The organism is Pseudomonadota bacterium (assembly GCA_022361155.1).
Classification (GTDB): Bacteria; Myxococcota_A; Polyangia; order Polyangiales; family JAKSBK01; genus JAKSBK01.
In genome coordinates, this window is record JAKSBK010000152.1 from 1 (window position 1) to 17,667 (window position 17,667).

Sequence of the window (17,667 nt, forward strand, 5' to 3'; positions counted from 1 at the left end):
GATGCAGGGATTCGATGTGGTGTCATGGCAATCATGCTCGCCGTCCTCGAAGGGCTGACGTGGCTTATCATAATTGACGCAGTTCTGAGCTGGGTCGTTCCAGACCGGGGTCAGTTCCCGCGAAACATCACAAGCCAAATCACCGATCCGCTCTACGCCCCGATCCGCTCCATCCTCAATCCGGAGAAGACAGGGGGCTTGGATCTGTCTCCACTGATCATGTTGATTCTGCTTCAGGTCGGCATGCAGCTGCTGCGCTCGGCCGCCACGGCTGTTTAGGGGCCCGCGGGAGCGGGCCCATGGGCCTTGGAATCTGGTGAATAGCCATTCACGCGCGACGTCCCAATCCAAACCCACCTTGATCCAAGCCCAGCCAGGAGGTGCAGCTCTCATGCGTCGGTTTTTTTGTCTAGGAGTCATCGCTGTTCTCGCGGCCGCCATGGCCCTTCCTGGAAGCAGCGAACATGCCGCGGCTCAACAAACCAAGATCATCCGGTTGGCGACGCTGGCACCCAGGAGCTCCCCACTTGTCCGGGGGCTCAAGAGGATCGACCAGGAGTTGCGGGCTGCGACGGGCAACGAGGTGGGCATCAAGATCTACCCCAGCGGCGTCGCCGGGGACGAGAAGGACGTCATCCGCAAAATGCGCGTGGGTCAAATCGACGCGACGGTCGTGACCACTACAGGCCTCAGCCAAATCGTTCGCGAGACCACCGTCCTCAATACGCCGGGGGTGATCACCAACAGCAAGCAGGCTCAAGCCGTCCTGACGGAGCTCAAGCCCGAGTGGCAGCAGGCCTTCACCAAGTCCGGATTCCAGCTGCTGGCCTGGGGCGAGCTCGGCCAGTTTCGCTACTTCTCCAAGCAGCCCATAGCCAAGCCAGCCGACATCAGGCGCATGCGACCGTGGTTGTGGCCCGAAAGCTACACCATGAAGGCCATGTGGCAGGCGATAGGCGCCACCGGTGTGCCGCTTGGTGTGCCCGAAGTGTACGGGGCGCTGCAGACGCGCATGATCGACATGGTGACCTCCACAGCGATCGCTTTCACGAGCTTGCAGTGGCACACCAAACTAAGCCATGTAACCGACGATACGTTCGGTGTGCTGATGGGCGCCCTCGTGGTCACGAAGAAGAAATGGGACAGCCTCTCGGACGGCGCCAAAGCCAAGCTCGCGGCACTGACCGCCGAGGACACCGAGGGCAACAACCGGGCGGCACGCAAGGCCGACCGCAAGGCCTACAAGCGGCTGCTGAAGCGAGGCTACAAAGCGAGCAAATTCACTCCGGAAGGGATGGCCGAGCTCAAGAAGATCCAGAACCAGGTGCGACAGAAGCTCACCGGCCGCGTATACCCCGCGGAGCTGCTTAAGCGGGTGCAGGCCATTACCGCCAAGACACTGTAGTTCCTGTTCAGAATGGCGCCAGGACGGCTTTCGTCCTCGGAGCGAAGCGGGCGCTTGACGCGTTTGCTTGATCTTCAGGCCTGGGGATCTTCAGGCCCGGGAATCGTTAGATCTCCGCGAGCTGGGCCGTCATGCCCAGCGCTTCGGCGACCGGCTGGCAGGTGATCTTCCCGTCCCGGGTGTTCAGACCGCGCCGCAGGGCCGGATTGGCCGCCAAGGCTTGCTCGAGCCCCAGGTTGGCCAGCTGCAATCCGTACGAGAGGGTGGTACCGGTGAGCGCCTGGGTGGAGGTTCGTGGCACGGCGCCAGGCATGTTGGCGACGCAGTAGTGCAGGACGCCGTCCACCTCGAACGTGGGCTCGCGGTGTGTGGTGGGTCGTGTGGTTTCAGCCATGCCCCCCTGATCCACCGAGACATCGACCAGGAGGGCTCCTTCCTTCATGTGAGCCAGGTCGACGCGCTTGAGCAGCTTGGGGGCGGCAGCGCCGGGGACCAGCACCGCCCCCACAACGAGATCGGCTTGCGCGAGCGCACGCTGCAAGTTCGCCTCGGTGCTCAGCAGGGTCTGAACGGCCACGCCAAACAGATCGTCGAGTTGTCGTAATCGCGCGTGCGAGGTGTCTAGCATCGTGACACGAGCGCCGAGACCCACGGCCATCTTGGCGGCGTTGGTGCCGACCACGCCTCCGCCCACGATGGCGACGTCACCTCGCGCCACACCGGGCACGCCCCCGAGCAGCACGCCACGGCCCCCGAAGGGTTTTTCCAGGTACTTGGCACCCTCCTGCACCGAGAGCCGTCCAGCGATCTCACTCATCGGAATCAGCAAAGGGAGCGAACCGTCCTCGAGTTGAATGGTCTCGTAGGCAACGGCAGAGACCCCGGCGTCCAGAAGCGCGCAGGTCGCGTCGCGATCGGCGGCAAGATGCAGGTAGGTGTAGAGGATCTGCCCGGATCGAAACAGCGGGTACTCCGGCGGCAGAGGCTCCTTGACCTTCACCATCATCTGAGAGTCGGCAAAGACCTCGTTAGGCCCATCGGCAAGGGTCGCTCCAGCTTGCAGGTACTGCTCGTCTCGATAGCCGGCGCCTTGCCCGGCGCCGCGCTCCACGAGCACTCGATGGCCGGCTTTGACGTAAGCGGCGACGCACGAGGGCGTCGCTGCCACACGGTATTCATGCGTCTTGATTTCCTTGGGAATTCCGATTCTCACAGATCACCTCGGTCCCTAGGTGGAACCGCGTGCTGGCTCCGAGAGGTAGAGCTTCCCCCCAGTCTCACGAAACTCCCTGGCCTTGTCCGCGAGGCCCTGCTCGCGCTCTGCGCGCGCGATCTCACGCACATCTTGCGTCAAACGCATGGAGCAGAACCGGGGCCCGCACATGGAGCAGAAGTGCGCCTTCTTGGCTGGCTCGGCGGGAAGTGTTGCGTCGTGAAACGCACGCGCGGTCTCCGGATCCAACGACAGATTGAACTGATCTTCCCAGCGGAAATCAAAGCGCGCCCTGCTTAGCGCGTCGTCGCGCACTTGCGCGCCTGGATGGCCCTTGGCGAGGTCGGCAGCATGCGCCGCGATCCGGTACGCGATCACACCCTGCTTCACGTCGTGCTTGTCAGGCAAGCCCAGGTGCTCCTTGGGTGTGACGTAGCAGAGCATGGCGCAGCCAAACCAGCCGATCATGGCTGCGCCGATGGCCGACGTGATGTGGTCGTAACCAGGTGCCACGTCCGTCGTCAGAGGCCCCAGCGTGTAGAAAGGAGCCTCGTGGCAGTGCTCGAGCTGAAGCTCCATGTTCTCCTTTATCTTGTGCATGGGTACATGACCGGGTCCTTCGATCATGACCTGGACGTCGTGCTCCCACGCTACGGTGGTCAGCTCGCCCAGCGTCTTGAGCTCCGCGAGCTGCGCCTGGTCGTTGGCGTCGGCAATGGACCCGGGGCGCAGCCCATCACCGAGAGAGAACGAAACGTCGTACTTGCTCATCAACTTGCAGATGCGGTCGAACTCCGTGTAGAGAAAGTTCTCTTTGTGGTGGTGCAGGCACCATTTCGCCATGATCGAGCCGCCTCGCGACACGATACCGGTGACACGCTCGGCCGTCATTGGGATGAAGGGCAGCAGCACCCCGGCATGCACGGTGAAGTAGTCCACGCCCTGCTCGGCCTGCTCCTCCAACGTCTCGAGATACAGCTCGATGCTGAGCTTCTCCACAGCACCCTTGACCTTCTCGAGAGCCTGGTAGATCGGGACCGTGCCGATCGGCACGGGTGCGTTACGCACGATCCACTCCCGGGTCTCGTGGATGCGCTCGCCCGTGGACAAGTCCATCACCGTGTCTGCGCCCCACCGAATCGCCCATTGCAGTTTCTCGACCTCGTCCTCGATGGACGAGCTGACAGCCGAGTTGCCTATGTTGGCGTTGATCTTCACCCTGAAGTTGCGCCCGATGATCATGGGCTCGAGCTCGGCGTGGTGGATGTTGGATGGGATGATTGCGCGGCCCCGCGCCACTTCGGAGCGCACGAACTCGGGGTCCACGCCCTCACGTACTGCCACGAATCGCATTTCCTCGGTGACTCGGCCGGCACGCGCGTGATACAGCTGCGTCACGCCCAGGCTGGACGCGTCGCCGCCATGCTCCTGCGCACGCCGCCTTAGCCAATCCTTGCGACGCTTGGGGAGCCCATGCCGTGGGTCGTGGCCCTGAGGTCCCGTGGTATCGTAGACCTTCACCGGGGGCTCGCCCCCTGAAAGCTCGATCACACGCGCAGGCACCCGCAAGTCCCCTTCCTCTACCTTGCGCGACTTGGGAAAGCTCCCCGGCAGCGGGGCTTGGGCGGTGAGCGACCGGACCCCGGCTCCGGCCGTCTTCAACGTCTTAGGGCGCGATGGTGCCTCTGACATGCGTTTACCTCCGAGGCCGCAGACTCCCAATCGGTCGATCGTGGTTTGCGACGCCGCACGCGGCAAGCAGCCGTGCCACTATAGGGCAACGGCCTGCGCTCAGCCAGGTAGGCGGGTAGCGTGTCTGGTGGGGCTTGGCTTGTTCTGCTTTCCCCCATCCCTGCGAGCCCAAGAAGATGCGCGGGGAACGGAACGGCTCCACCAATGGACGTTGGGGTGGGACTTGCAGCTCGAGGGTGGCGTGGCCGTCGGCCTCGGGCGGCCGCTGGATCGCGGCTTCTTTGGGCGCGCACGCGCGGGGGCGCTGATCTCCGACGGCAGAGTCTGCGTCAACTTGGGGCCCACGCTCGAGTTCGGCGGCCTGAACCATGGCGATCCAGGCGGCGCCGTGGAGGTCAATCTCGAGCTGGGACCCTGGCTGCGGGCCTCGGCCTCGCATGGAGGCGCCGCCACATCCAGCCAGATCGCTGGAGGCTGGGGCAATCTCGGCCTGGAGTGGCAGCATCGCTGGCGCGGGCGGTCAGCGGACGCGTTGGTGATCCTGCTTCGCACGCCGATCGGTACCTGGTGGCACCGCCGCAGGCGCTCGAACCGCCCTGAAGCAGCGCAGCCACTGGGTAGACCGCGTCCTCAGCCCGAGCGCATTTGGGCAAAGCCGGCGCCAGGAGGTTCGAGCGGGCCCCGGCGCGGGCCTTACGAACTGGCTCGGACTCAGGCTCGGGCGGGACAGCTGGTCGCCGCCAGTACAAGCCTGCGGAAGTTCATCCTGGAGGCGCGCGCGCCAGGGGAGCTCGTGCTGCGAGCGCAGGCCAGACGTGAGCTGGGTGTCCTGCTAAAGCGCATCGCTCACCTGCGACTGCTGGTGCACGGATGGCGACCGGGTGACGTGCTGGAGATCGACGGCAAGCGGATCGGGTTCGACCCGGCCGACAGCGACATCCGCCTTGACCCGGGACGGCATTGGCTGAGAGTGTTGCGAAACGAGCTCGGGGTGTCGGCTCGCCAATTCGTGCTTGAGGAAGGACAGGTGCTGGAGCTGGAGCTGGAGCTAGGGAGGTGCTGTGGACCGGCCGAACGCCGGCGGTAGAACTGACCCGTGACCGACCTGCCAAGCGTCCAGATCGAAGGCATGGCGCTCGCTTGTGTGAACCGATGGCAGCTTTTGGATCACCTGTTCGGACAGCTGCAGCGGGGGCACGGCGGCTGGCTGGTAACCGCGAACCTGGACTTCCTCAGGCGCTACGCCATTGACGACGGCATGCGGCAACTGTACGACGCGGCAGACTTGCGGGTCGCCGACGGAATGCCGCTCGTCTGGGCATCCAGGCTTCAAGGCAGCCCACTTCCAGAACGGATCGCTGGTTCCACCTTGGCGTCGCTCATCGCCGAAAGAGCCGCGAAGGAAGGCCGCTGCATCTACCTGCTGGGCGGCGCGCCGGGGGCTGCGCAGGGCGCGTGTTCGAAACTGCGCCAGCAGTGGCCCGCGATCGACGTCAGCGGAGTGTGCAGCCCTCTGCTTGACAGCCCTCCTACCGACGAGCAGGTCGCAGCAGCCCAGCGCGAGCTGGCGGCTGTGCGCCCAGATATCGTGCTGATCGGCCTGGGCTCGCCCAAGCAGGAGCAGTTGGCCATTCGGCTCCGAGACGCTCTACCGGCCAGCTGGTTCGTCGGCGTGGGCGTCACTTTCAGCTTTCTCGCCGGAGAATTGCGACGGGCTCCGCCCTGGCTGCGCCGGGTAGGCCTGGAATGGACGCACCGCCTGGCCCAGGAACCCCGCAGGCTCGCAAAACGCTACCTGATCGACGACCTGCCTTTCGCGTTCAGGCTCCTCGCCAGAGCGACCCTGCGTCGCGGCAGCGATCAGCGGTAGCGGACTACGCCTTCGAAAAGCCTGCTCGGCCAGAAGGCTGGCAAGTCCCGATTCTCTGTGTTTCCTGGCGAATCCACCGGCCATGCCGGCGACCGAGTTCGTCATTCAACGAGGGGAACGAAGGCCTGGTATGTGGCGGAAAAGGAAAATCTGCATCCGAAAGTGCAGGGACCTGCACGAAACGGGAATCTCGACGTTGTGCTCCCGCGGAGAGCACTAGAATAATACGCATGGGTGGCCATGGTTTCGCCCCCGAGCGCGCAGCAGTGAGCGTATCGAACCTGAGCAAGTACCTGCGGTCCCGTGTCGGTCGCCTCTCTCGAAGTGCGGGGTTCACCCGCTTCTTCGAGGGCCTGGGTGCTCTCGAGGCGGAGCGGCTGGAACGGCTGTGGCGATGCGTAGCCGACTTCGCAGAGGGACGCGGCTCCCGTCTTGCTGACGAGGCGGAGCTCATGGTGCGCGCAATGCCCGACGAGGAAGATGGCCAGGGTGCGGTCGTGCAACGTGTGTTCGCCGAGGCGCTGCTTGGCAGGGCACGAGCCGATTCTTCGCCGGCCGGAAACCTCTATCTTGAAGGACGCCCACCAGGAGCGCAGCTGCGCGCGTTCGAACTGCTGCGTCTTCGCACGCCCCTGATTCCATTCGCGTACGTTGCGAGCAACCGAGCGTTGCTCGACCTCATCGTCGAACCGACGCCGGTAACGGTGATAGAGCTCGGCATCGGCCGCGGCGGGCAGCTGCGCACGCTGCTCATGAATCCTCAAACCCGGAGTCTCGTCCAGTCGCTTCACGTCGTCGGGGTCGAGCCCGACTCCTCACCGGAAACCGGGACCGGAGCGCTCGAAGTCGCACGCGAGAACGTGCTGCAAGCCGGACGCGAGGCCGAAATCCCGGTTACCTTTCATCCGGTGCCCGTGCGCGCGGAGCAGCTTACGCCAGCGCATCTCGAGGCCGCAGGCATGCATGGACTCATCCTTGGCAACGCAACACTGTGCTTGCATCACCTTCGAGTGGCAAACGGTCATGGTCGGCGGGATGTGCTTCGCCTGTTACGTGAGTGCGGCGCCAGCGCGGTGGTAGTGGTCGAGCCCGACAGCAACCATTGCACCGATGCCCTGCATCGGCGATTTCTGCACGCATACAGGCACTACCGTACTGCCTATCGGAGCCTCGCCGCAGTCCTCGGCGCCAGCGACACGCTCTTGGTCTGGAACGAGTTCTTCTCTCCCGAAGTGCGCAACATAATCACACACGAGGGATCCGATCGGACCGAACGCCACCAAGAGCGGAGCTGCTGGCAGGAGCACCTGGAGTCCAGCGGATGGCGTTGCGACCCACTATGCGAGCTGCTCCCCCAGGCGGCCGCGCCGCCCGGCTTCACCCTGAAGAACGACCGCTATTCCACCTCGCTGGCCTACGCCGACGTCGACCTGCTGAGCGTCATTCGGGGAAGCCTCCCGTAGTCCCCCCCGTACCTAATCCGCGGGGTCTCCATGCAGGAGCCACTCGGCTGCCGAGTCTTCTTCCCAGAACCGGCGCAGGATGTGGTGGGTGCCGCTTTCCCGGGCAACGCGGTTGAGCTGCAGGGCCACGGTTTGACTCCCCACGATCTCCGCGACTCGCTTTACCCCGCTCCTGAGACCGAACTCCTGTACCGCCCGGATCATATCGGCCACCTCGGGTGAAGCGGGATGGAAACCGCGCACATCCGCTCTGATCTTGATCTCCCTGCCTTGAAGACTGAGCGTAGCCTGCCGCAGCTCGGAGACGAACGCTCGCATTTCGTCTACCCGGATAAAGCCATCGAGGACCAACTGCACGATCGCGTGCTTCTCGTCCGTCCAGATCTTGTACACAGCAGGTCGTTGTCTCGTTGGTTCTCAAAGCACGACGGCGCGCCTTGCTGGACGGGCCCCTCGAAGCCGATCTGGCAGCCTTGCTTTGCCCCGATACCTGAGGCTCAGCGGCAACGCTCGCAGCGGCAATCGCACGGGATCCAACTCCGACTTCGGGGGGGGGGCCTTGGCGACCGCTGCGGCTGACCAGAATGATTTTGGGGAACAAAAAGGACTTTCATCCGCAACTGTAGTGCCTCCTCGGGCCCAATTCACGGCGTAGTATTCGACCTTCTGCGCGCGTGAGTCAAGCCCCGCCGCACTCTTGCCCCACTCCTACGCGTGCCACCTTATTGACCAGAACGCTCAGCTGGAATTGCCCAAGTGTCCTGGATACCTGATTTCGTACATAAGTCATCGTGAGCCGCGACGTGAGCTCCCTCCGCAAGCAACCCCTCGATGAGTGTGATTGCGGCCGAATCCCTGATGCGCTGCCAATGCGCGGGTCGCTGCCCACGCCCATCCGTCCCAGATGCGCATCTGCCCCTACCTTTTCGCACAGACCCGCGACCTCGTTCATGAAAGAGATGCAGAGGCTACCGATTCCTCGACGCGCGAATACTCCCTGTATTCGAGGGCGGCGCAACACCGCCGGACGGGATGGATCGAAATCGAAGTGGCGATGCTGTTTTGACCCGACGCCTAGATGCCCGGCATCGGTGTCGTTGGAGCTGCTTCACGGTAGACGAATGGGTGATGCTCCCTCCGAGCTGCTCACCTTCCAGGGCTTGCTTGGCGCGGTTCAGGTGCGGCAATTCCGGATCCCGGCGGTTTAGCGGACTGCGGCAGGGTTCGTACCCTGAATTCCGAAGCCCCAAGCGAGTCCACCCACTTCAATGCCGGCAAGACATCGAGCACACCCAGCGTCGGCGGGAACGGCGCAAGCACCGTACCCAGTGACGCCGGCCCGCTACCTGGATCCGGAAACGCTGGTGCGGCTCGAGCTCGATCCGGCGCGCCTGCCGTGGTAGCGACGCGGAACAAATGCACCAGTCAGCCCGAGCGAGCCAAACGCAAGGCGCAGACCAGGTGGGTTGCGGGCGCCGCCGTACTGTTGGCTGAGTACCTCTTCTTCAGCCTGCGTTACGACACGCAGCCGCTGCTCGTCCGTGGCGGCGACTGGTCGGGTCTCGGCGCGATGGGCACGCTCGCGACTGTCGCGCTGGCCGTGGCCACTGCGGCAGTATTGTTCCGGGGAGGCGCATTGTTCCGGGGAACCGCATTGTTCCGGGGAACCGCATCGTTTCGGGGAACCGCATCGTTTCGGGGAACCGCATCGTTTCGGGCAAGCCGCGAGCCAGCCCCTGTAACGACCGGACAACCGTGGCTTCGCTCGCGCATGGCCCTTGCGCTGCATGTGTTGTGCCTGGCTGGCCTCGTTGCTCTCTCGGAACGCCTCTTCAGCACTGGCGCGCAAGAAGCCTCGGGATTGGCCGCGGCGGGTTGGCTTGCTGCCGCGGCCGGAGCAGCCGCGTCGCTCGTCGCAGCGCTCACGCCGATCCCGGAGCTCTTGTGCAGCCTGAGACGCATGGCCCTGCCGCTCGCGTTGACTGCAGGCGTGGGTCTCGCCGCGTGGGCCACGGGCATGGCCACGCAGCATCTATGGCCACCCATGAGTACGGCCACCTTGTGGAGCGTCGCAGCCACGTTGACCGTCTTCGCCTCGAACGTCGTCTTGGGCGCACCGGAGTATGTGGTCGGCACCGAGACTTTCGCCGTGACCATCACGCCCGTATGCTCCGGCTTCGAGGGCATCGGCCTATTGGGGACGTTCATGGGAGCCTATATCGGCTTTGCTCGCGGGCAGCTGCAGTGGCCCCGGGCCCTTGTGCTGGTTCCAGCAGGCATGCTCGCAGCATGGGTGGCAAACGTGCTGCGCATCAGCGCATTGATCGGTGTCGGGCACTGGCTCTCGCCCGAGACCGCGATCGGGGCCTTCCACTCCAAGGCCGGCTGGGTACTGTACTGCGCAGCGGCCCTGGGTCTTGTCGCATGGTCGCACCGCTCCCGGATGCTCGCCCGACAGCCGAGCGAGCCCACGGACAAGCTCGCGCACGTGGCCGCTCCCTATCTGGCACCGCTTCTGGGCGTGGTGGCCGCCAGCCTGGTGACGGGACTCTTTGCTGGCGCCGTGGACGTCCTGTATCCAGCACGCGTGCTGGCCGGTGGCAGCCTCTTGTGGGCCTACCGGGCAACCCTGCAGCGCGAGCTAACCTGGCGCGGCTCGCCGCGTGCAATGCTCTTGGCCGCCGCTCTCGGCGCCGCGGTGTTCGCAATCTGGATCGCGCTCGCGCCAGCCGCGCACCAGGACTCCGCATCAGCTTTGCGCAGCGAGCTCGACTCCATGTCGCCGCTCCTCTTTGCGATCTGGATCGGTTTCCGCATCGCCGGAGCGGTCCTCGTCGTTCCCGTAGCCGAGGAGCTGGCGTTTCGCGGCTACGTGCTGCGCCGGCTCATCGACAAGGACTTCACACGAGTGGCACCGGGGGCCTTCTCCTGGCCCTCCTTTCTCGTATCCTCCGCCACCTTCGGCGCGCTGCATCAGCACTGGCTGGGCGGCCTGTTGGCCGGCATGGTCTACGCTCTCGCCGTCTACCGCCGCGGCCGGCTCGCCGACGCGGTCCTCGCCCACGCCGTCACCAACGCCATCCTCGCCGCCTACGTCTGCACGACCGGCAACTGGCACCTGTGGTAGAGGGGTCAGGCCGCTTGCCAGCGCCGCTTCGGACCCGGCACGTACCAACATGTGAGAATCGGCGCTACTGCGTCGTGCGGCTTTCGTGGTCGACGCCTCCAATCGGCGACAAGGTTCTTTCGACGCGAACGCTGTCGCGCAACGGTGTCGGTCGAATCTTCACCTACCAACCTACCGTGCCAAACCATGGTCCCGAGCTGCAGCTTCGGGCGGGCTACGGCCTCGCCTGGGGCTCCGGCCGCGGGCGAGCCACGGGTAGGCTCCTGGGGCTCGTGGCCAGCGGTTGACAACGTAGCGGCAAGACGTCAAGGTCGGCACGGCTTTGGGTCGCTGCTCGCCGGCAGCGACAGGGCGGAAGTCGACGAGCATCCGCCTGAAGAGGGAAGTCGGTGAGAGGCCGACGCGGACCCGCCACGGTATGCGGCTGAATCCCCTGCCAATACGTCACTGGCTACGGCCGGGAAGGCGGCAGGGGCTGGGGTCGCAAGCCCGGAGACATGCCCGAAGTTTGACCCCCTTTTCGCCTCGGGGATGGCGGAATGCAGCAAACCAGCGGCCCATCACCATTATCTCTTGCCAAGAGCCCGTGCCGGCGCGGCAGGCCCCTGGCTTGTACCTGGACTGCGTTTTGCACGACCGCGTTTTGGACGACTACGCTTTGCACGACCGCGCTTTGCATCTGCCTAACCCCTCCCGCGCTCGCGCAAGGCTCGCGCCGTGCGGGCTCGGGTCGCCAGCCCAAAGCCAGCTTCGAGGCTCGGGCGCGGGTGAGCGCACCGATCGCCGCCCGGCACGAACGGGATCCCACGTCGTCCGGCACGGTGGTCGTCGTCGAGGATCACACCCCCACCGCGGGTCAGGTGGCGGATGTGATTGCGCGGGTTCCCGGCGCGAGGGTGAGAACCACGGGCGGCTTCGGTAGCTTCTCGAGCTTGGCGCTGCGTGGAGCGGAATTCGGGCACACGACGGTACTGTTCGGCATGGCGCCGCTCAATACACCCGACACGGGTGCATTCGATCTGAGCACCCTGCCGTTGTCTGCACTCGGCAGCGTGGAGATCTACCGCGGCGGCGCTCCCGTGTGGCTGGGCGGTGGAGCCATCGGCGGACTCGTCCGCTTCGTTCCTCGGCCAGGCAGCGACCGTTTGGCCCGCGTGGATGCAGGGCTCGGCTCGTTCGGGCTCCGGCAGCTGTTGGGGACCGCGGCGGTTGCGGGCTCTGGATCGACCAGGCCCAGCTTGCTGTGGCATGTTGGAGTCTCAGGGGCTCGCAACGACTATCCTTACGTCGACGACGGACAAACGCGGTTTGTTACAGCCGACGACGTCGAGTTGCGCCAGCGCAACGGCCAGGTTGCGGCCGGGCACGGCTTGGTGCACGCAGCGCTGGGTGCGCTGGGGGGCCGGGTGGAGCTCACCCTGGCAGGCTTTGGACGCGCCTCGGGCATTCCCGGACCCCTGGCAGCCCCGACGTTGCGTATACGACAGCAGCTGCTGCGAACGCTCGGCTCGCTTAGCTACGAGCGCGAAACGCTCGACAGGCTCGGTCAACGCGAGAGCCGCTTTCAGCTGGTTGTGGCAGCCGCGCACCAGACCAACCGGTTCACGGATCGGTTCGCCGAGCTGGGAACCTCGAAGACCGTGGCGTCCAACGATCGCTGGCTGCACGGCTACGTGCGGGCAGCAGCCAGCCTGCGTCTGGCATCGTTTCTGGAGGTTACGGGGATCGGCTCGTTCGCGCGCGAAGGGCTCGACCCGCACGACGCGCTGGCTTTCCTGGCGCCGCCGCGCCCTTCCCGTCGCAACGTTGAGATCGTGGCACTCGAAACCCGGTGGCTGGGCAGGGTTGCTGGCAAGCGCGTCGAGCTGCGACCGTCCATGCGCCTGCAATGGAGTCAGGCCGCGATCGAAGCTCGCACGAGCTTCACGCATTCACGAAGGCAGGCCCGAGTTTTCGCACCCACGTTCCGACTGGGTGCTGTCGTGGAGCTTGGCCCCGGGATGGCGCTGGCGAGCTCGGCCGCGACCGGTAAGCGCATTCCGTCGGTGTTCGAGCTGTTCGGTGATCGCGTTTTTCAGGAGCCGAACCCGAGCTTGGTGCCGGAGCGCTCACGCAGCCTGGATGCCGGCTTGAGTGTCAGGAGCCGTGTGCTGGGGCTCTTCGCAAGCGCGGAAGCGCGCGTCTTTGCCACCTGGCTGCGAGACCTGATTCGGTTTCGGCGTACGGCGCAGTTCACGGTGCGCCCCGGCAATGTGGCGCAGGCGCGTATCCTCGGGACGGAGCTTGGCGCGTCCGCCGAAGGCCCGGTGTTTGCTCTGGTGGGCTCGCTGACCGCGATGCGCAGCACGAACAGCTTTGGCAAGGAGCTGCCCTTTCGCCCACCGCTGCAGCTCCATCTCAGGCCGGAGCTCAGGTTGCTGGCCGGCAAGCAGCCCGCGCTCGCCGTGTTCGGCGAGCTGTCACACGTTTCCTTCGTCTACCTCGACGATGCCAATCGCACGCATCTCGATGGACGCAGCTTTGTCGACGCCGGTTTGCGCTGCGGCATCCTACGCGGCCGCCTTGTGATGTCGGCGCGGGTGAAGAACCTGTTTGACGCTCGTGCCATGGACATGCTGTCTCGGCCGCTTCCCGGCCGGCAGTTCCTGGTCTCTGTGACAATCGAGGAAGGTAGAACATGAACGAAGTACGCGTGCTCTTGGCGGTCGCTGCTATCCTTGCAGGCGCGGCCTGTGAACCCAGCGCCACTACGGACGTCTCCGGGGTTTCCCGTCCCGCGTCGTACGCCGTGGTGGCTAGCGATCACACGGTGGCTTCGATCTCCCTGCTGAACAGCGATGGAAGTCTGCTTGAAGCGAACTTCGTGGACTCGGGATCCACGGACACCGGGCTCGTGACCGCGCTCTCCGGTGATGTCGCCCTGCCGACCCAGCCAGGCAGTCCAGGGGTGCTCACGCTGATCGACCGCTACAAGACCGACGTGATCACGCGGATCGACCTCGCGAGCGGCGAGGTGCTGGGACAGATCAAGACCCACGCTCCCAATGCTGAAAACACCGGGGAGGGGTACTCGTCCAATCCCCAGGATTTCGTCGAGATCGACGCGCGCACGGCGTTGGTCAGCCGGATGGGTCCGAACCTCGCGGCCACGCGCAGCGACATCGATCGCGGCTCTGACCTGCTCGAGCTGGACATCGAAGCCATGGAGCGCAGCGATCGGCGCATCGATCTGGGCGCGTTCGACACCACCGGCAAGCGCACGAATCCCGACACCAAGAAGACCGAGAGGGTGCGCGTGTATTCGCGGCCGTCACGCCTCGTACGTCTGGGGCATCATCTGGTAGTGGGCCTGGCGCGCTTCAGTTTCGGCTACGACGTGATCGGGCCCGGAATGCTCGCGCTGGTCGACCTCAAGACACGCTGGGTGCGTGGCGTGAAGCTGCCGGGTCTCGAGAATTGCCCCCACGTCGTGCCCGTGCCCGGAGATCCGAACCGGGTCGCGGTCGCGTGCTGGGGCTTTCACGGCGGCGACCCCAGAGAAAGCGCGGGGGCGGCCCTGCTCGAGCTCCGCAACGGCCGGCTGTCGGTGCAGCACCTGTGGAAGGCCAGCGAGCACCCCGGCGCCCCGCTGCTGCGCTACGCCCTGACCGCCCTCGGGGGTAGCGAGGTCGCCGTGGCAGCCGCGGGCAAACCGGAACAGACCGACAGCCAAGGCAACATCACGTCCATGGCCACCTCGGACCGGCTTTACCGGTTGGACCTGGCCACGGGCGACCCTGAGCTCATCTTCGAGGCGGACGGTCAGTTGGTGATCGGTGCCGGCAGCTTCGACCCGGCCGAAAAGCTGCTCCTCGTGCCCGACGCGAGCGTCGACGAAAAGCAACGGCCGGTGGCGGGCATCCGGCGCTTCGAGCTGCAGAGCACAGGCATGACGGAGCTCGACAGCGTGCTCGTCGATCCCGAGCTTCCCGCGCGCCAGGTACGACCCATTTGAAGTGGCCGAAGACGGCCCGCGGCTCGGCAGCACAGCTGCCGGTCCAACAACGCCCGCCGATGTGACCCCCAGCAGCAAAGCGGGTATGCTGGAAGCAGCGTGTCTTCCATAGTGGTAATGCAGGAGCTGGGCTCGGGTCGGTAGAACAGTGCAGCGGCGCTTACTCCAGGTGTTCTCGGGCGTGGCCGCGGTGCTGGCAGCAGGGTGCGGATCCAAGACCGGCTTGACCATGCCCGAGCCGGTGGACCTGGCCGCAGGCAGGGACGCCCCGCCCCCCGCCCTGCGCTGCGTGGATGTGCATCTGCGCTACGAGTCCGCGCCGCCCACGGTCATTCTGATGATCGACCGTTCCGGCAGCATGACGTCCCGGTTCGCTGGCACGCAGTCCCGCTGGGATGCGCTCGGCGCGGCGCTGTTCGACCCCAACCGGGGTGTCATCGGCCGGCTGGAGCAGCGCGCGCGGTTTGGCGTGACGTTCTTCACGGGCCAGGCGGGTGGCATCTGTCCGATGCTCAAGCACCATGGGGCTGACCTCGGCAACGCCCGGGACCTGGCCCTGTTCTACGCCGGGGAGCGGCCCCTTGCCCCGGCTGGCGACACCCCCACGGGCGACAGCCTCGACGTCATCGCACGCGAGCTCGCAAGCGATCTCGTGCCCGGCAGCAAGTCGATTCTTCTCGTTACAGACGGCGAGCCCGACACATGCGAGCAGCCCAACCCCCAGGAGGGTCAAGGCGAGGCCATCCAAGCCGCACAGCGCGCTTTTTCCATGGGCATCCGCGTATTCGTGCTGGGTGTATCGCGCGACATCGCGCGCGAGCATCTGCAGCACATGGCCAACGCCGGGGCTGGCCGGCCGCTCGCGGCGCAGTGGGGCCGCGACCCCGAGGCAGCCCGTCCCTACCAGGCCACCGAGGACCCTGCCGAGCTCGCGGGGCAGCTGGCCTCGATTCTGCTCGGGGCGGTGCGCAGCTGCGTGGTGCCGCTCGATCCCGACCACGACCTGCGGCGCATCGACGAGGCCGTGGTCACCCTGGACGAAATGCGCCTGGAGCGTGACCACGGGGACGGCTGGCGATTGAGCCCCGACACCCCTGCCATCGAATTGCTTGGCTCGGCCTGCGAGCTGGTTCGCGCCTCGGCCCGCGAGCTGCGGGTTCAGGTTCCCTGCGACCGAAGTGCGCTACCACGTTGACGTGAGACTTCGTTCCGGGGCAGGTGCACGCCCGGCCAAGCTCCTCGACGCCCATCGAAGCCGCCCTCCGGCTGCGCCCTGCCGCGGGAGCGGGTCCATGGGGCTGGCCCGACTTGGCTGCTACTCAGCCACCGAACCCATCGAACTGCACACGGCCAGCTCGACGCGCTTGACGTGGCGCTTGTCGGCCTCGCGTACGGTGAGCTCGTGCTTGCCGAGCCGCAGCACGGCGCCTTCGGCAGGTACGCCGCCCGCCAGGTCGACGATCATGCCGCCCAGCGAGTCGTAGTCACCAGCGGCCTCCGGAAGCTCGAGGTCCACCTGACGCGCCAGGTCGTAGACGGATACTTCGGCGTTGACGACGAAACGGCCGGGAGCGATCTCCCGCAACGGCAGCTCCTCGAGGTCGTGCTCGTCGCGAATATCACCCACGATTTCCTCGATGATGTCCTCGAGGGTCACCATGCCGCTCGTGCCGCCGAACTCATCGACCACGACCGCGAGATGAATGCGCTTGGCTTGCATCTGGCGCAGCAAGCTGCTGATCTTCTGACTCTCCACCGCGAAGAACACCGGCTTGCGAATGATGTTGGAAAGGTCGCCGCCGGCATCCTCGGCGTCGCGGATGAACCGAAACAGATCCTTGGCGTACAAGATCCCCTCCACGTAGTCCACACGCTCGCGGTAGACGGGATAGCGACTGTGACCGCTATCCACCACGAGCTTGGCAACCTCTTCGAGCGGTGTGTTGATTTCGATGGCCGCCATTCGCGTGCGCGGCACCATCACCTCGCGAGCCACCGTGTCGGTGAACTCGAGGACACTGCGGATGAGCTCGGCATGTTCCTCCGCAATCGCGCCACGCTCCTCGGCTTCTTCGATCAGATGCTCCACCTCGAGCTCGGTCACACGCCCTGGATCGTCGTCGGGCTCGGGCGGTAGAAACCTGCTGGTGTGGCGGCTGGCCCATGCCAGCGGCCAAGCAAACGGCAGCATACACAGCTCGAGCGGACGCATGATGCGCAGCAAGGGCAGGGCGAGCCGGCCCGCCCTACCCGCGACCAGCGTTCGAGCCACCCCCACCACGGTCGCATACAGCCAAGCCACACCGACGGCGGCGCCGACACCGGCCCAGATGCCATCGTAGGCAAACGCCAGGCGGGAGGCCACGACCGCAGCAGCCGATAGACTGAGCACCTGCCCGGCTAGCATGCGGGCGTGAATGCGGTGGCGCTCGCTCAGGTAGCGCGCGGCGGCCTTGCCGCTCGCGTCGTTGGCTTCGCTTGTTGCGCGCGCCCGCGCCTGCCCGAACGCGAGCAGCGCGGCGTCCACCGACGCAAATACGGCCCCCACCAGGATCGCGGCCAGTATGCCGAATAACTCGGGTCCTGGGCCGTCAGAGGACTCACCCAAAACGTCCAGCTCCACGCCCTCGCACGAACGACAGGCGCCCGTCCCAAGGCATTAGAACCCACTCCGAAATAGCCTGCGCAGATCGGGAAAGACTGAAGCTCACTGGCGAAGCGCGAGGACGAGGAATAGTGGGGATGTTTCGACTAGGAGCAACACGGCCAGTGGAGCTCGGGACCAGCGAGGTGCTCGGACTATTCCGAACGGGTCCTTAGGTAGGTTACAGTTGACCCGCCAGTCCCGCAAGCATGCTGCAATGCTGCACGCACGAGCCCGACGAATCCTGATCCCAGGGGAA

13 protein-coding genes, 1 pseudogene and 1 riboswitch are annotated in these 17,667 nt (G+C 65.6%); of the genes and pseudogenes, 9 read left to right on the forward strand and 5 right to left on the reverse strand.

Annotated elements, in window-relative coordinates; genetic code table 11:
• Positions 1–279, forward strand: a 279-nt coding sequence (locus MJD61_05400) for a YggT family protein (protein MCG8554713.1), incomplete at its 5' end; no start/stop codon positions are given.
• 112 nt (positions 280–391) lie between these two features.
• Complete coding sequence (dctP, locus tag MJD61_05405; GenBank protein ID MCG8554714.1) at positions 392–1,405, forward strand: TRAP transporter substrate-binding protein DctP; 1,014 nt, start codon at positions 392–394, stop codon at positions 1,403–1,405.
• 106 nt (positions 1,406–1,511) lie between these two features.
• Here dctP and ald read toward each other — a convergent pair whose 3' ends face one another.
• Both ald and thiC read right to left on the reverse strand, forming a co-directional pair.
• The gene (gene ald, locus MJD61_05410) at positions 1,512–2,618 is read right to left on the reverse strand and encodes an alanine dehydrogenase (protein MCG8554715.1); all 1,107 of its coding nucleotides are present in this window, start codon (positions 2,616–2,618) and stop codon (positions 1,512–1,514) included.
• 15 nt (positions 2,619–2,633) lie between these two features.
• Positions 2,634–4,310: a phosphomethylpyrimidine synthase ThiC gene (thiC, locus tag MJD61_05415; protein MCG8554716.1), complete on the reverse strand. Its 1,677-nt coding sequence runs from the start codon at positions 4,308–4,310 to the stop codon at positions 2,634–2,636.
• Here thiC and MJD61_05420 point away from each other — a divergent pair.
• The 3 genes from MJD61_05420 to MJD61_05430 all read left to right on the forward strand — a co-directional run bounded on the left by MJD61_05420 (position 4,309) and on the right by MJD61_05430 (position 7,643).
• Positions 4,309–5,397: a hypothetical protein gene (locus MJD61_05420; GenBank protein MCG8554717.1), complete on the forward strand. Its 1,089-nt coding sequence runs from the start codon at positions 4,309–4,311 to the stop codon at positions 5,395–5,397. The genes thiC and MJD61_05420 overlap by 2 nt on opposite strands.
• A gap of 9 nt (positions 5,398–5,406) precedes the next feature.
• On the forward strand, positions 5,407–6,180 hold the full coding sequence (locus MJD61_05425; protein MCG8554718.1) for a WecB/TagA/CpsF family glycosyltransferase: 774 nt from the start codon (positions 5,407–5,409) through the stop codon (positions 6,178–6,180).
• A gap of 230 nt (positions 6,181–6,410) precedes the next feature.
• On the forward strand, positions 6,411–7,643 hold the full coding sequence (locus tag MJD61_05430) for a GRAS family protein (GenBank protein ID MCG8554719.1): 1,233 nt from the start codon (positions 6,411–6,413) through the stop codon (positions 7,641–7,643).
• 12 nt (positions 7,644–7,655) lie between these two features.
• Here MJD61_05430 and MJD61_05435 read toward each other — a convergent pair whose 3' ends face one another.
• Complete coding sequence (locus tag MJD61_05435) at positions 7,656–8,036, reverse strand: hypothetical protein (protein MCG8554720.1); 381 nt, start codon at positions 8,034–8,036, stop codon at positions 7,656–7,658.
• Positions 8,037–8,505: 469 nt separating this feature from the next.
• A pseudogene (locus MJD61_05440) lies at positions 8,506–8,604 on the reverse strand (hypothetical protein).
• A gap of 435 nt (positions 8,605–9,039) precedes the next feature.
• Here MJD61_05440 and xrtE point away from each other — a divergent pair.
• The 4 genes from xrtE to MJD61_05460 all read left to right on the forward strand — a co-directional run bounded on the left by xrtE (position 9,040) and on the right by MJD61_05460 (position 15,959).
• Positions 9,040–10,770, forward strand: a complete 1,731-nt coding sequence (gene xrtE / locus MJD61_05445) for an exosortase E/protease, VPEID-CTERM system (protein ID MCG8554721.1) — start codon at positions 9,040–9,042, stop codon at positions 10,768–10,770.
• Between the two features lie 307 nt (positions 10,771–11,077).
• A riboswitch (cobalamin riboswitch) is annotated at positions 11,078–11,290 on the forward strand.
• A gap of 247 nt (positions 11,291–11,537) precedes the next feature.
• The gene (locus MJD61_05450) at positions 11,538–13,451 is read left to right on the forward strand and encodes a TonB-dependent receptor (protein MCG8554722.1); all 1,914 of its coding nucleotides are present in this window, start codon (positions 11,538–11,540) and stop codon (positions 13,449–13,451) included.
• Complete coding sequence (locus MJD61_05455) at positions 13,448–14,764, forward strand: hypothetical protein (GenBank protein ID MCG8554723.1); 1,317 nt, start codon at positions 13,448–13,450, stop codon at positions 14,762–14,764. Before MJD61_05450 ends, MJD61_05455 begins: the two co-directional genes overlap by 4 nt.
• A gap of 148 nt (positions 14,765–14,912) precedes the next feature.
• Positions 14,913–15,959: a VWA domain-containing protein gene (locus MJD61_05460; protein ID MCG8554724.1), complete on the forward strand. Its 1,047-nt coding sequence runs from the start codon at positions 14,913–14,915 to the stop codon at positions 15,957–15,959.
• A gap of 120 nt (positions 15,960–16,079) precedes the next feature.
• Here MJD61_05460 and MJD61_05465 read toward each other — a convergent pair whose 3' ends face one another.
• A complete protein-coding gene (locus MJD61_05465; protein MCG8554725.1) occupies positions 16,080–17,387 on the reverse strand; it encodes a hemolysin family protein in 1,308 nt (435 codons plus the stop codon).
• Positions 17,388–17,667: the final 280 nt, after the last annotated feature.

What these genes read in the sequence shown, in the direction of transcription:
- thiC (MCG8554716.1), bottom strand. Translation starts at nt 4,310, where the DNA reads ATGTCAGAGGCACCATCGCGCCCTAAGACGTTGAAGACGGCCGGAGCC.
- MJD61_05455 (MCG8554723.1), top strand. Translation starts at nt 13,448, where the DNA reads ATGAACGAAGTACGCGTGCTCTTGGCGGTCGCTGCTATCCTTGCAGGC.
- MJD61_05430 (MCG8554719.1), top strand. Translation starts at nt 6,411, where the DNA reads ATGGGTGGCCATGGTTTCGCCCCCGAGCGCGCAGCAGTGAGCGTATCG.
- dctP (MCG8554714.1), top strand. Translation starts at nt 392, where the DNA reads ATGCGTCGGTTTTTTTGTCTAGGAGTCATCGCTGTTCTCGCGGCCGCC.
- MJD61_05420 (MCG8554717.1), top strand. Translation starts at nt 4,309, where the DNA reads ATGCGTTTACCTCCGAGGCCGCAGACTCCCAATCGGTCGATCGTGGTT.